The 13,194-nt window shown below is 68.7% G+C and carries 18 protein-coding genes; 14 read left to right on the forward strand and 4 right to left on the reverse strand.

Annotated features, from left to right (window positions below; genetic code table 11):
* Window positions 1-33 precede the first annotated feature (33 nt).
* A complete protein-coding gene (locus tag OG884_RS19440) occupies window positions 34-990 on the forward strand; it encodes a LysR family transcriptional regulator (RefSeq protein ID WP_326646809.1) in 957 nt (318 codons plus the stop codon).
* On the opposite strand, the gene OG884_RS19445 is transcribed toward OG884_RS19440, so the two are convergent.
* Complete coding sequence (locus tag OG884_RS19445; protein WP_326646810.1) at window positions 983-1,459, reverse strand: hypothetical protein; 477 nt, start codon at window positions 1,457-1,459, stop codon at window positions 983-985. The genes OG884_RS19440 and OG884_RS19445 overlap by 8 nt on opposite strands.
* Window positions 1,460-1,595: 136 nt before the next feature.
* On the opposite strand from OG884_RS19445, the gene OG884_RS19450 reads away from it, so the two are divergent.
* The 5 genes from OG884_RS19450 to ccsB are packed head-to-tail and all read left to right on the forward strand — an operon-like array spanning window position 1,596 to window position 6,247.
* Window positions 1,596-2,234: a histidine phosphatase family protein gene (locus OG884_RS19450; RefSeq protein ID WP_326646811.1), complete on the forward strand. Its 639-nt coding sequence runs from the start codon at window positions 1,596-1,598 to the stop codon at window positions 2,232-2,234.
* A 56-nt stretch (window positions 2,235-2,290) separates the two neighbouring features.
* Window positions 2,291-2,860 carry a TlpA family protein disulfide reductase gene (locus OG884_RS19455; protein ID WP_326646812.1) on the forward strand — a complete coding sequence of 190 codons (570 nt, stop codon included), beginning with the start codon at window positions 2,291-2,293 and terminating at the stop codon, window positions 2,858-2,860.
* Between the two features lie 42 nt (window positions 2,861-2,902).
* Window positions 2,903-3,622 (forward strand): cytochrome c biogenesis CcdA family protein, encoded by a 720-nt coding sequence (locus OG884_RS19460; RefSeq protein WP_442811704.1) that lies wholly within the window; start codon window positions 2,903-2,905, stop codon window positions 3,620-3,622.
* Window positions 3,622-5,289: a cytochrome c biogenesis protein ResB gene (resB, locus tag OG884_RS19465; protein WP_326646814.1), complete on the forward strand. Its 1,668-nt coding sequence runs from the start codon at window positions 3,622-3,624 to the stop codon at window positions 5,287-5,289. Before OG884_RS19460 ends, resB begins: the two co-directional genes overlap by 1 nt.
* Complete coding sequence (gene ccsB / locus OG884_RS19470) at window positions 5,279-6,247, forward strand: c-type cytochrome biogenesis protein CcsB (RefSeq protein WP_326646815.1); 969 nt, start codon at window positions 5,279-5,281, stop codon at window positions 6,245-6,247. Before resB ends, ccsB begins: the two co-directional genes overlap by 11 nt.
* 60 nt (window positions 6,248-6,307) lie before the next feature.
* Here ccsB and OG884_RS19475 read toward each other — a convergent pair whose 3' ends face one another.
* Window positions 6,308-6,607, reverse strand: a complete 300-nt coding sequence (locus OG884_RS19475; protein WP_442811705.1) for a PLDc N-terminal domain-containing protein — start codon at window positions 6,605-6,607, stop codon at window positions 6,308-6,310.
* A gap of 113 nt (window positions 6,608-6,720) precedes the next feature.
* Here OG884_RS19475 and OG884_RS19480 point away from each other — a divergent pair, with 113 nt between their 5' ends.
* Together OG884_RS19480 and OG884_RS19485 are read left to right on the forward strand one after the other, a co-directional pair.
* Window positions 6,721-7,569: a hypothetical protein gene (locus OG884_RS19480; RefSeq protein ID WP_326646817.1), complete on the forward strand. Its 849-nt coding sequence runs from the start codon at window positions 6,721-6,723 to the stop codon at window positions 7,567-7,569.
* Between the two features lie 10 nt (window positions 7,570-7,579).
* Window positions 7,580-7,819: a hypothetical protein gene (locus OG884_RS19485; protein ID WP_326646818.1), complete on the forward strand. Its 240-nt coding sequence runs from the start codon at window positions 7,580-7,582 to the stop codon at window positions 7,817-7,819.
* A gap of 122 nt (window positions 7,820-7,941) precedes the next feature.
* On the opposite strand, the gene OG884_RS19490 is transcribed toward OG884_RS19485, so the two are convergent.
* Window positions 7,942-8,181 carry a BldC family transcriptional regulator gene (locus OG884_RS19490; RefSeq protein ID WP_012887349.1) on the reverse strand — a complete coding sequence of 80 codons (240 nt, stop codon included), beginning with the start codon at window positions 8,179-8,181 and terminating at the stop codon, window positions 7,942-7,944.
* A gap of 262 nt (window positions 8,182-8,443) precedes the next feature.
* Here OG884_RS19490 and OG884_RS19495 point away from each other — a divergent pair, with 262 nt between their 5' ends.
* Window positions 8,444-8,641, forward strand: a complete 198-nt coding sequence (locus OG884_RS19495) for a DUF4229 domain-containing protein (protein WP_326646819.1) — start codon at window positions 8,444-8,446, stop codon at window positions 8,639-8,641.
* Here the strand turns inward: OG884_RS19495 and OG884_RS19500 are convergent.
* Window positions 8,625-9,890, reverse strand: coding sequence for a delta-60 repeat domain-containing protein (locus tag OG884_RS19500; protein WP_326646820.1), 1,266 nt, complete (start codon window positions 9,888-9,890; stop codon window positions 8,625-8,627). The genes OG884_RS19495 and OG884_RS19500 overlap by 17 nt on opposite strands.
* 78 nt (window positions 9,891-9,968) lie before the next feature.
* Between OG884_RS19500 and OG884_RS19505 the strand changes: the two genes are divergently transcribed.
* The 5 genes from OG884_RS19505 (at window position 9,969) to OG884_RS19525 (ending at window position 13,158) form a co-directional block, all read left to right on the forward strand.
* Window positions 9,969-10,694, forward strand: coding sequence for a demethylmenaquinone methyltransferase (locus tag OG884_RS19505; RefSeq protein WP_326646821.1), 726 nt, complete (start codon window positions 9,969-9,971; stop codon window positions 10,692-10,694).
* Between the two features lie 151 nt (window positions 10,695-10,845).
* A complete protein-coding gene (locus tag OG884_RS19510; RefSeq protein ID WP_326646822.1) occupies window positions 10,846-12,123 on the forward strand; it encodes a geranylgeranyl reductase family protein in 1,278 nt (425 codons plus the stop codon).
* The gene (locus OG884_RS19515; RefSeq protein WP_326646823.1) at window positions 12,120-12,242 is read left to right on the forward strand and encodes a hypothetical protein; all 123 of its coding nucleotides are present in this window, start codon (window positions 12,120-12,122) and stop codon (window positions 12,240-12,242) included. Before OG884_RS19510 ends, OG884_RS19515 begins: the two co-directional genes overlap by 4 nt.
* Before the next feature lie 2 nt (window positions 12,243-12,244).
* On the forward strand, window positions 12,245-12,604 hold the full coding sequence (locus tag OG884_RS19520; RefSeq protein ID WP_326646824.1) for an NADH-quinone oxidoreductase subunit A: 360 nt from the start codon (window positions 12,245-12,247) through the stop codon (window positions 12,602-12,604).
* Between the two features lie 2 nt (window positions 12,605-12,606).
* The gene (locus tag OG884_RS19525) at window positions 12,607-13,158 is read left to right on the forward strand and encodes a NuoB/complex I 20 kDa subunit family protein (RefSeq protein WP_326646826.1); all 552 of its coding nucleotides are present in this window, start codon (window positions 12,607-12,609) and stop codon (window positions 13,156-13,158) included.
* The last annotated feature ends 36 nt before the right edge of the window (window positions 13,159-13,194 follow it).

Raw genomic sequence — 13,194 nt, forward strand, 5'->3', positions numbered from 1 at the left:
AATTTCCGGCATCTGTCGTTTAGGGTTGCTTACATGTTGGATCTCAACCGGCTCAAGGCGCTGCACGCGGTCTCCGTCTACGGATCGGTGGGCGCGGCGGCCGAGGCGCTCATGGTCACCCCCTCCGCGGTCTCCCAGCAGCTGGCCAAGCTGGAGCGGGAGACCGGCGCGACCCTGCTGGAGCGCAACGGGCGCGGGGTGCGGCTGACCGACGCGGCGGGGCTGCTCGCCGACCACGCCGAGCGCATCCTCGCGCTGGTCGAGACGGCGGAGGCCGACTTCGAGGCGCTGCGCGGGGAGGTCGTGGGGCGGCTGGGCATCGGCGCCTTCCCCACGGCGGCCAGGGGGCTGATGCCCGCCGCGCTGGCCCTCCTGCGCACCCGCCACCCCGACCTGCGTCTCCAGCTCATGGAACGCGAGCCGGAGCGGCAGATCCGCGAGGTGGCCAGGGGAGAGCTCGACCTCGCGGTGATCCAGGACTGGATGAACCGCCCGATGGCGATCCCCGAGGGACTGTCCCGGGCGACGCTCCTCGACGACATCGCCGACGCGATCCTGCCCGCGTCCCACCCGCTGGCGGGCCGCGCCGAGATCGAGCTGTCCGAGCTGTCCGGGGAGCAGTGGATCAGCTCCTCACCCGGCACGATCTGCCATGACTGGCTGGTCTACACGCTGCGCTCGGCGGAGCTGGAGCCGGACATCACCTGCATGGCGGATGAGTATCCCACCCAGCTGGCCCTCGTCTCGGCCGGGCAGGGATGCGCGATCATCCCCCGGCTGGGCCGCGACTTCGTCCCCTCCGGGGTGCGGGTCGTCCCGATCAGGTCGCGTCCGACCCGCAGGCTCTACGCGCTCTGGCGCAGCGACGCCGCCCGCCGCCCGGCGATCCGCGCCGCGGTCGAGGCGCTGAAGGCCGTCTCCGCCGAGTTCCACGGTCCCATGTCCGACCACCCCACCGGGCCGGCGGCACCCCCGGTGACCGCTAGCTGAGGGCGATCGTCACCACGCCGCCGACGATGACGCAGGCGGCCAGGAGCCGCCTGGTCAGGTCGCCCTCGGCCAGCAACCTGCCGCCGAGCAGCACCGCGACGAGCACGCTGACCTCCCGTACCGGGGCCACCGCGCTGATCGGAGAGAAGGTGAACGCGGTCAGCGCCAGCAGGTAGGAGAGCGGCATCAGCACCGCCGCACCAAGCACCCGCGTCCGCTGCTCGCGCCAGATGGGCAGGATCAGGCTCCGGCGGCGGCCGCCGAGCACCGGCGCGGTCAGCACGAGGGTGCGGCCGAGGTCGCCGAAGTAGTTGAGCATGATCGGCGCGACCGGGGTCCAGACCGCCGTGGACGCGGCGGCCACCATCCAGACGAAGACGACGCCGTCGGCCGCCTGCTTGCTCAGCAGGTTCCAGCAGGCGTGGGCGACGGCCGAGGTGAGGATGAGGGCGAGGGCGAACAGGCTCACGGGGGGACCCTTCCGGACCGCCGGACCGCGGAACCTTAGCCGCAAACGCCCCAGACCCTACTCACTTTCGCCACGCGTTCCCAGTGGTCCACCTGACCGGCTGCGGGACCGTACCTGTGGGTAGGCTGGCGACACCATGGCTGAGACCACCGTCGTTCACCTCCTGCGCCACGGTGAGGTGCACAATCCCGCTAACGTCCTGTATGGCAGGCTTCCCGACTACCACCTCTCCGACAACGGTGTGCAGATGGCGGAGACGGTGGCCAAGGCGGTCGCCGGTCGCGACGTCACCGCGCTGTTCTCCTCCCCGCTGGAGCGCGCCCAGGAGACCGCCGCCCCGCTCGCCGCGACCTTCCACCTGGACGTCACGCTCGACGAGCGGCTGATCGAGGCCGAGAACATCTTCGAGGGTCTCCCCGTCGGCGGAGGCGACGGCGTCTTCCGCAACCCGCGTTTCTACCGCTACCTGTGGAACCCGCTCCGCCCCTCCTGGGGAGAGCGCTACACCCACCTGCTCAGCCGGATGAGCGGTGCGATCAACGCCGCTCGCAGGGCGGCGCGCGGTCATGAGGCGATCATGGTGAGCCATCAGCTCCCGATCTGGACCATCCGGCTCGCCGCCGAGGGCAGGCGCCTGCCGCACGACCCGCGCCGCAGGCAGTGCGGTCTCGCCAGCCTCACCAGCTTCGCCTTCGAGGGAGACCGTCTGATCAGCGTGGGGTACAGCGAGCCCGCGGCGGCGCTCGTCAAACGCCCCACTGTGCCGGGCGCCTGACCCCGCCGGTACAGTGATTGCTCTACCGGTTGTAGTACAGGGAGCCTCCGTCACTCATGCGCGCACAATCCTTTGCTGCCGTCGCGCTGCTCATCGCAGTGGCCGGATGCGCCGGAAACCAGGGGTCTCAGCCGCAGACCGGCGACACCCGCTTCGTGGCGGGCGACGGCAAGATCACCCTGTTCCAGGCCGCCGACCGCAAGGTCGCGCCGCCCGTTGAGGGGGAGACCCTCGACGGGGGCACCGCGACGCTCGCCGCGCACAAGGGCAAGGTCGTGGTGCTCAACTTCTGGGCCTCCTGGTGCGCGCCCTGCCGGGCCGAGGCGCCGGTGCTCAAGGACATCTCCGCCAAGACGAAGGCGGACGGCGTGGAGTTCCTCGGCATCGACTTCAAGGACCGTAAGGCCGACGCGCTCGCCTTCGAACGGAGCCAAAAGCCCGGCTACCCGAGCATCTTCGACCAGCCGGGCAAGGTCGCGCTCTCCTTCCAGGGCACCGTCCCGCCCGCGGCCATTCCCTCCACGCTGATCATCGACCGCCAGGGCAGGATCGCCGCCAGGGCACTCGGCGCGGTCAAGTACAACGACCTCCTCGACGCCCTGACCAAGGTCGGTAATGAGAGATAACGGCTCCGGGCGACGGCTGGGCCCGCGATGATCGCCGACCTCATGAGCACCGTCGCGAGTGGTTCGCTGGCGCTGGCGCTGCCGATAGCGGTCGCGGCCGGACTGGTGTCGTTCCTGTCGCCGTGCGTGCTGCCGCTCGTGCCCGGCTACCTGTCGTACGTGACCGGCATGAGCGCCGACCCCAGGCGGGGGCGCATGGTCGCGGGCATCGTGCTGTTCGTCCTCGGTTTCGCCGCCGTGTTCGTGGCCGGAGGTGCGCTCTTCGGCGGGCTCGGCGCGGTGCTGTTCGGCAACGCGGGGATCATCACCCGGGTGCTGGGCGCCCTGACGATCGTGCTCGGCCTGGCCTTCATGGGGGTCGTCCCCGGCCTGCAGCGTGACTTCCGCATCCACCGGCTCCCCGCCGCGGGCCTGGCGGGGGCGCCCCTGCTCGGCCTGGTGTTCGGCCTCGGCTGGACCCCCTGCATCGGCCCCACCCTCGCGGTCGTGCTCACCCTCGGCCTGAACGAGGGGAGCGCCGGTCGCGGCGCGCTACTCGCCTTCGCGTACGCGCTCGGCCTCGGCCTGCCGTTCGTGGTGGCAGGGCTGGCGTACAGCAGGGCCCTCCGGACGTTCAAGGCGGTACGCCGGCACTCGCAGCTGATCACGCGGGCGGGCGGCGTGATGCTGGTCGTCGTCGGCGTCCTGCTCGTCACCGGGCTCTGGGAGCAGCTCGTCGCGATGATCCAGGGCTGGGTCGGCGGATTCGAGCCGGTGATCTGATGGGGCACATCGACCCCGGGACGGGAGAGCGAGCGGTGGCCGAGCCGCAGACGGAGACGGTGGCCGCGAGCAGTCACGAGGCCAACGGGACGAGCGGGAGGAGCGGGAAGAACGCGGGACGGGGGTCCGTGGGGATCGGGTTCGTCGGCTGGGCGCGCTGGTTCTGGCGGACGCTCACCTCGATGCGGATCGCGCTGATCCTGCTGTTCCTGTTCGCCCTGGCGTCCATTCCAGGCTCGATCTGGCCGCAGCGCGGCGTCTCCGACGCCAAGGTCTTCCAGTACTTCGAGGACAGCCCCCAGCTCGCCGAGTGGCTGGACAGGTTCTGGCTGTTCGACGTGTTCAAGGCGCCCTGGTTCGCCGCGATCTATCTTCTGCTCTTCCTGTCCCTGATCGGCTGCGTGCTCCCCCGTACCGCGACCCACCTGCGGGAGCTGCGCAGGAAGCCGCCCGCGGCGCCGCGCAACCTGGGCAGGTTGCCGCAGCACGCCTCCTTCGAGGCCCCGCTGACCGTCAAGGAGGCCGCCGCCAGGCTGCGTGCCAAGCGGTTCCGGGTGACCACGGGGCCCGGCTGGGTCGCCGCGGAGAAGGGCTACCTGCGCGAGACCGGCAACCTGCTGTTCCACGTGGCCCTGCTCGGCCTGCTCATCGCGGTCGGGATCGGCACGCTCTACGGCTACCGGGGCAACGTGCTGGTCGTGGAGGGGGAGGGGTTCGCCAACACGGTCGCGGCCTACGACCGCTACATGCCGGGGCAGCAGGTGAACGCCGAGTCGCTGGAGCCGTTCTCCTTCACGGTCGAGGACTTCCAGGCGAGCTACATCGCGAAGGGCGAGAAGACCGGGCAGCCCCTCGACTTCGAGGCCAGGCTCAAGGTCGAGGACGCCCCCGGCGCCCCCGCGCGCGACTACGTCCTCAAGGTCAACGAGCCGCTGAACGTCAACGGCACGCAGAGCTACCTGATCGACCACGGCTACGCGCCGACCTTCAGGATCACCGACGGCAAGGGCCAGGTCGCCTTCGACGGGCCGGTGCCCTGCCTGGTCGTCCAGCCCGCCAACTTCACCTCCGAGTGCGTGATCAAGGTCCCGGACGCGCAGCCGGAGCAGCTCGGCATCCTGATCGGCTTCCTGCCGACGACGGTCCCGGCGGGCTCGGAGTGGGTGTCGGTCTTCCCCGGCGCCGCCAACCCCACGGCCCAGGTCTACGGTGCATTCGCCGGCGACCTGGGCCTGAAGGACGGCCGGCCGCAGTCGGTCTACGAGCTCGACCCGGCGAGTCTGAAGAAGATGAAGCCGCTGGTCATGAAGGCGGACCCGCTGGCGGTCAACGAGAGGCTAACGCTCCCGGGCGGCATGGGCTCCATCGAGTTCACCGGCGTCAGGGAGTGGATCGCCCTGCAGATCACCTACGATCCCGGCCGGATACCGGCGTTCGCCGCCTCGGTCCTCGCCGTGGTCGGCCTCGTGCTGACCCTGACCGTCCGTCGCCGCAGGGTGTGGGTACGGATCCACGGCGAGGCCGGTCGGCCCGAGGGGGAGAGCCGGCGGGTCGAGGTGGGTGGTCTCACCCGTACCGAGGGTGGCGATTTCGGCGAGGAGTTCACCGAGATCGTCTCCGTTTTGAACCCAGGAATTCCCAACCCAGGAGTTAAGGATGCCCGTTGAGGTCGATGCCGGCCTCGCCACCTTGAGCGATCAGCTCATCTTGGCGACGGTGCTGCTCTACGTCTTCGCAATGATTGCCTATGCCCTCGACCTGGCCTTCAGCCGGTCCGCGGCGGCGCAGGACCGTGCCGCGGAGCGGCCCGCGCTCGCCACCGTCGGTGCCGGCGCTGCCCCGGGAGCATCGGAGTCCGCCCCGGCGGAGGATGAGGGTCCGGTGGACCGGACGCCCTCCGCCCGGGCGGCGCGGGCGGGGATGGTGGCCGTCGGGCTGAGCTGGCTCGGCTGGGCCGCCAACCTCGGGTCCCTCCTCACCCGCGGCCTGGCCGTGGACCGGTGGCCGTGGGGCAACATGTACGAGTTCGTGGTCGCCATGTGCTTCGCGGCGGTGAGCGCGTTCCTGTTCATGAACCTCCGCTACCGGGTCCGCTTCCTCGGCGCGTTCGTCATGGTCACGGCGGCTCTCGGGCTCGGCTTCGCCGTCCGGTACCTGGAGGTGCAGGCCGGTCCGGTGGTGCCCGCGCTCAACACCTACTGGGTCCTGATCCACGTGTCGGCGGCGATCGTCGCCAGCGGCCTGTTCCTGATGGCCGGGATCGCCGGCATCCTCTACCTGGTCAGGAAGGACACCGCGGTCCTGCTGCCGCCCCGGCCGCAGTTGGAGCGGGTCGCGCATCGGGCCATCGTGATCGGCTTCCCGATCTGGACCTTCGCCGTCATCGCCGGGTCGCTCTGGGCGGACAAGGCCTGGGGTCGCTATTGGGGCTGGGACCCGAAGGAGATCTGGGCCTTCATCACCTGGATCGTCTACGCCGCCTACCTGCACGCCAAGGCCACCGCGGGCTGGAAGGGCAAGGCCGCCACGATCGTGCAGCTCGTCGCCTGCGCCTGCCTGCTGTTCAACCTGGTCGGGGTGAACATCTTCGTGGGAGGCCTGCACTCCTACGCAGAGGTTCCCTGAGTTCGGCGCCGCGCCTCCCGCTGACCGGCCGCATCGGCCGGTCAGTCGTCGTTCGTCCGGTCAGTCCTCGTCGCGCAGCCGGCGGTCGAGGTCCTTGAGGAAGTCGGGGTCGTCGTCGGGGCCCTTCGGGGCCTCGGGACGCGGTGGTGTGTCCTCTGCCAGGAGTGAGCGGGGCGCCCTGGGGCCGTTCGGCCGGCCAAGCAGCAGCCAGAAGAGCCCTCCGATGGTCGGCAGCAGCACCACGATGAGCACCCAGAGGAGCTTGGGCAGGTTTCTGGACTCCTCGTCGGGTGTGGTGATGGCGTCGAACAGACAGTAGAGCCAGAAGGCGAGTATCGCCAGACCGACAAGCAGGGGCATGCCCGAACTGTAAGCCATTGTGAGCCCCGCTGCGGTCAGCCCTCGGTTGCGGATGACTGGCGAGGGCTCACACGGTTAACGTAGAGCCCGTTGGCACTTCCCCAGGGGGTGTGATGGCACAATCGGGCGACAAGGGCCGCCATCGGCGGCGGTGGTGGCAGCGAGGTCCGGCCACACGTGCGGAGAGTGCTGTCAGGGAGGCTCCGCGTGAGGTTCCCCGTGAGGTTCCCCGCGAGGCGGAGCGCCGGGTCGGGACGGTCACGGCCCCGGTGGTCGACCGCCCGCAGTACACCTGGAAGGACTTCGAGCTCGACGACGGGCGTCCCCGGGCACAACCCAACTCTCCTGACACTCCGGATCTGGGTGACGGCCTGCGCCACTGCGGGCGCCTGGAGCGCATTCTGCACCGGCAGTGGGACTCGCGGTGGGAGATCCCGCCGCCGGAGGTCGTGCGGGCGGTGGAGAGCCTGGCCAGGTTGCCCGAGCTGCTGAAGGACAAGCTGGCCGATGGTCTCGACGGCATCTACGTCGGCGCGGGCGGGGTGCCCGATCTGGACGACATGGGGTACCTGCGCGGTGCGCCGCTTCCCTCGGGCCGGGCGACCTGGGACGTCTGCGCGGGAGCGTACGGCGATCGCAAGATCGTGGTGGGGGATCGGCCCTCGCCCACCCCCGATGTGATGATGCACGAGGTCGGGCACGCTCTGGACGATGTGGACGCCTCCCACGGTGACTGGGTCTCCGACTGCCCGGAGTTCGCCGCCCTCTACGCCCAGTGCGTTCCCAAGCTGGCCTCGGGGTTCCATCTGCAGTCGGGCGACCTGGGCCGCAAGGAGTTCTTCGCCGACGCCTTCTCGGCGATCGTTTCCCGGCAGCGCCCCGCGCTGGTCGACATGCTGGGTGGCGACACGAGGATGGCGCTCAACGTCATGTTGTTCTTCAACCGGCGCTACGGAATCTAGGTGATCTGGGATGTACGTCGTCAGGCTCGCTGACGGTACTCTGCGCGTTCCGCAGACCCTGGCCGGCGACGACGGGCGCCTGATCGGCAACGCCTATGTCGAGGTGTCTCCGGGGGATCCGGACTACGACCGCTGGCTGGCCGAGTCGCTCACCGAGGAGGAGTGGGCCGAGCGGCGGCGGCGCTGGTTGGAGGAGAACGACGACCTGGAGCGGGAGTTCCTGGCTTTCAAGGCCGAGCAGGAGACCTAGACGGGTTCAGGTACGGGCTTGGTCACCGTCCGCGTCGTGTGAGGTTTCACACGACTCCACGGTGACCCTGCGGCTTCCGGGTAAGGCGCGCAGGATCACCGATGGTGTGACGTCCTAAGTCGTCAGACGCGCGGGGACTCGCCTGCCGGCCGTTCGGCCGTCAAGACGTCCTCTCCACGCAGAAGGGCGTGCACTTCCGACTCGCGGAAACGCCGGTGCCCTCCGGGGGTACGGATGCTGCTGATGCGGCCTGCCGCGGCCCAGCGTGTAACCGTCTTTGGGTCGACCCGGAAGAGGGCGGCAACCTCTCCGGGCGTCAGCAGACGCTCGCTGCTACTCTCCACAATCTCTCCCCCTCGCATCCCGCTTCCTGCCAGCGGGCGGACAGGTAACCAGTGTGCCGAGCGAAGCCTGATTTATCCGTGGTTTTCAACAAAGATCACGGGTTGTTATCTACTGCCTGCCCGATTGTTATATGATAGAGCCTCTTTGGGACTCTCGTGGGTGTTTCTTTACGAAACTGGCCTGTTGTGAACACTAGCAGCGCTCGCAGACGATGCGAAGAGTGTTCGTGCAACCACCGCGGTCATGCTCGGGTGAGCGGAGTGACGTAGCCTCGACGTTGTGCATCCTGTCATCGTTTACACCGCGTCCCGGGTCGGTCTACTCGCCGTAAGCCTGGGAGTGCTCTATATCCTCGGCCTGCGTCAGCCCCTGTTCCTGCTGGTCGCCGCATTCCTGGTCAGTGGTGTGGCCAGTTATGTCCTGCTGTCAAAGCAGAGGGACGCGGTAAGCGAGCGAATCACTAAGAATCGGGAGTGATCGGCAAGGGGAACATGCCGACTCGGGCATGGTACTCGTGACCAAGCCGGGTTGTGTCACTACCAACGAGTAATCCGCCGGGGTGTGCCAGGAATGCCTTGACTCCGATTCCACGATCCCGCGTCGGGTTCCATGTCATGGCCTTGCCGGTGCGGGGGTGGATCGCTCCGATCCCCGGGCGCGCCACCGCTCCCGGCCCGGCCGAGTCATGGCCGAGCGGATTGTCCAGCCAGCGCTGGTGGCCGCCGACGTAGACCGCCGCCCCCGTCGCCGCCACGGCGTACAGCGAGTCACCCCCGGTGTGGTTCACCCAGGTCGGTCGAACCTCGCCGCGAGCGCCGGTCTCGAAGCGCGCGGCCGTGTCGCACATCCTGTCCCGTCCCCCGGGGCCGCCGGTCGTGACGACGGCGAGGTAGCTCCCGTCGGGGGCGAAGTCCAGGCCTCGCAGGTAGCCGGGAAAGTCGGCCATGCACCTGCCCCGGTAGGCGCCGGTCCGCCAGGGCGCGACAGTGGCCGGTGATGCGGCGACGTCGATCAGGCCGAGTTGCGGGCGTGACAGGCCGTCGAGGGTGGCGAAGTCGCCGCCGACGGCCAGCCTGCCGTGGCTGAGGGAGAGCGCGTGGACCCTGACCCTTCCTCCCCTGGGCTCGTCCGGCCTGATCGCGAAGGTCGGGTCGACCGAGCCGGTGACGGCGTCCAGCCTGGCCAGCGCCGTACGGGCGGCGGGGCCGACGCCGGTGAAGTCGCCGCCGACGTAGAGGTGGCGGCCGAGCCTGGCCAGGCTGGTGACCGTTCCGCCGCGGACCTGGGCGCCGAAGCGGGCCACCGGGGATCCGTCGGACAGCCGGAGCAGGGCCAGACCCCGCGTCCGCGTCCTGCCGGTCGCGGTGAACCGGCCGCCCACGTAGACGGTGTCGTGGACCCCCGCCGCCAGGGCCCGCACCGGGCGGTCGAGACGCGGTGCGAAACCGGGCAGCACCCGCCCGGTGGCCAGGTCGTAGGCGAAAAGGTTGTCCCGCGACAGCACCCTCGTGCTCCGGGCCTCGCGCACCTCGCCGAACGAGCCTCCGACCACCACCGTGCCGCCCACCAGCGCGATGGCGTTGACGATCCCGTCGAGCACGTGGGGAGTGGTGTTCACCGGATCGGTCAGCACGACCCTGCTGTGCTCCGTGGTGCCGGCGGTGGCGATTCCGGGAGGGACCAGGATCAGGGTCGTGGCTAGCAGGTAAGCGGTTCTGGCAAACATTCGACAATTTTTAGCATGCTCTGGGTAATCGAATGACTACTTTCCGTGGATTGTCGGGGCGGGCCTAGGCTTGGTGTCATGACGCGCGCTTCTCTGGACAAGCAGCCGCATGAGGTCGCCGCGATGTTCGATCGCACGGCCCGGCGGTACGACCTTGTCAACGACGTTATATCCCTGGGCCAGGTCCGGCTGTGGCGTAAGGCGACCGCCGCGGCCGTCGACGCGGGCCCCGGCGAGCTGGTCCTCGACCTCGGTGCGGGCACCGGTACGTCCACCGACTCGTTCACCTCGCTGGGCGCTCGCGCCATCGCCTCCGACTTCTCGCTCGGCATGCTGAGCACCGGGGTCAGGCGGAGGGGTGGCTCGGGCGTTTCCGGAGGGGGAGTGCGGGGTGTCAGCTTCATCGCGGGTGACGCGCTGCGGCTGCCCTTCGCCGACGACGTGTTCGACGCGGTGACGATCTCCACGGCGCTGCGCAACGTGCAGGACACCGGCCAGGCGCTGCGCGAGATGTGTCGGGTGGCCAAGCCGGGTGCGCGCCTGGTGATCCTGGAGTTCTCGCACCCGACGCCGAGGTCCTTCGACCTCGTATACTCGCAGTACCTGATGAGGCTGATGCCGCGGGCGGCCAAGCTCTTCGGTTCCAACGACGACTCCTACGAGTATCTGGCGGAGTCGATCAGGGCCTGGCCGGACCAGGCGGGGCTGGCGAAGATCATTCAGGAAGCGGGCTGGGAACGGGTCGCCTGGCGCAATCTCTCGCTGGGCATCGTGGCCATCCACCGTGCGTATAAGCCCGCGTAGAAGATTGGCGGGCGATAGCAGTACCCACCTGACACTTTGCCCCGCAAAGGCGTTAGACTTCGGGCCGACAAGTTTGTGAAGCCCTTCACAAAGGATCGAAAAGGCCCCTTACCCCGAGGCCCCCAGAGCTTTGTAGGACAGGACAGGTCCCGTGACCGTGCCAGCCGCCAGACAGCGGAATGTCGCTGAGGCTGACGCCGACGTCATCGTCGTCGGCGCCGGGCCCGCCGGTTCGACAACCGCTTTTCATCTCGCGCAGGCCGGACTTGACGTCCTGCTGCTCGAGAAGACCACCTTCCCCCGTGAGAAAGTCTGCGGCGACGGGCTGACGCCCCGAGCGGTCAAGCAGCTCATCGCCATGGGGATCGACGTCGACGCCCCCGGGTGGGTCCGTAACAAGGGCCTGCGCGTGGTCGGCGGCGGGATGCGTTTCGAACTCGACTGGCCGGAGCTGGCGAGCTACCCGGACTTCGGCCTGGTCCGCACCCGCCAGGACTTCGACGAGATCCTGGCCGGCAACGCGGTCAGGGCGGGTGCCCGCCTGCTGCAGGGGGTCAACGTCACGGCCCCGATCCTGGACGACCGCAGCGGGCACATCGTCGGCGTCCTCGCCAAGCAGAACGGCGAGGAGGTCGCCTACCGCTCCAGGCTGGTGGTCGCCGCCGACGGGAACTCCACCCGGATCTCCCTGGCGATGGGGCTGCACAAGCGCGAGGACCGCCCGATGGGCGTCGCGGTGCGGACGTATTTCAAGAGCCCCCGCCATGACGACGACTACCTGGAGACCTGGCTGGAGCTGTGGGACGGCGACACCCTGCTGCCCGGCTACGGCTGGATCTTCGGCGTCGGCGACGGCACGTCCAATGTGGGCCTCGGGCTGCTGAACACCAGCGACTCCTTCAAGGGCATGGACTACCGAGACCTGCTCAAGCGCTGGGTGAAGGGCATGCCGGCCGAGTGGGGCTATGTCGAGGAGAACATGACGGCCCCCATCAGGGGCGCCGCGCTGCCGATGGCCTTCAACCGCCAGCCGCACTACACGCGGGGTCTGGTGCTGGTGGGCGACGCCGGCGGGATGATCAACCCGTTCAACGGCGAGGGCATCGCGTACGCGATGGAGAGTGGCCACGTCGCGGCCGAGATGATCGTCCAGGCGCTGGGCAGGGTCACCCCCGCCCAGCGGGAACGTGTGCTGCGGGCCTACCCGCATACACTGAAGGACGCCTACGGCGGCTACTTCACCCTTGGCCGTGGCTTCGTCGAGCTCATCGGGCACCGCGGTGTGATGAACTTCGCCACGCGTCACGCGCTGCCGCACCCCCGCTTGATGAGGTTCGCCCTCAAACTCCTTGCTAATCTCACCGACCGGCGGGGTGATGCGTCGGACCGCATCATCAACGCCCTGTCGAAGGTGGCGCCACCGGCATGAGCTCAACGAACGCCGAACACCTGGGACTCAGGGCGATGATCGCCCTGCCTGGACTTTCGAAATACACCAACATGCAGAGCTACGCGCCGGCGCGCGTGGAGATGGGAGAGGAGGCGTAGCGATGGAGCTGTACGCACCCATCCTGGTGCTCGCCGTTCTCGCGGCGGGATTTGCGATCTTCTCGGTGACGATCGCCCCCTTCACCGGTCCCAAGCGCTGGAACCGCGCGAAACTCGACGCCTACGAATGCGGTATCGAGCCGACGCCCCAGCCCGTGGGAGGAGGCCGTTTCCCGCTGAAGTACATGATCACCGCGATGCTGTTCATCGTGTTCGACATCGAGATCATCTTCCTCTATCCGTGGGCTGTCGCGTTCGACCAGCTCGGGATGTTCGGGCTGGTCGAGATGATGCTGTTCATCGTCACCGTGCTCGTGGCCTACACGTACGTGTGGCGCCGCAAGGGTCTGGACTGGGACTAGATATGGGACTTGAAGAGAAACTTCCGAGCGGGTTCATGCTCAGCACGGTCGAGCAGGTCGCCGGCTGGGCACGTAAGAACTCCGTCTGGCCGGCCACCTTCGGTCTTGCCTGCTGTGCCATCGAGCTGATGTCCACCGGTGGTCCCAAGCACGACCTGGCGCGCTTCGGCATGGAGCGCGCTTCGGCGTCTCCGCGCCAGGCCGACCTGATGATCGTGGCGGGCCGGCTGTCGCAGAAGATGGCCCCGGTGCTGCGCCAGATCTACGACCAGATGGCCGAGCCCAAGTGGGTCATCGCCATGGGCGTCTGCGCCTCCAGCGGCGGCATGTTCAACAACTACGCGATCGTGCAGGGCGTCGACCACGTGGTCCCCGTCGACATCTACCTGCCCGGCTGCCCGCCGAGGCCCGAGATGCTCATCGACGCGATCGTCAAGCTACACGACAAGATCCAGAACACGAAGTTCGGCGCGCACCGCGCCAAGCAGATCGACGAGCTCGAACTGCGGGCACTGCGGACGTTGCCGCTGATCGACCAGGGAACCGCGAAATGAGAAGCGAAACCCACGCGGCGAACGAGGAGCGGTAGG

Source organism: Streptosporangium sp. NBC_01755 (assembly GCF_035917995.1).
Classification (GTDB): Bacteria; Actinomycetota; Actinomycetes; order Streptosporangiales; family Streptosporangiaceae; genus Streptosporangium.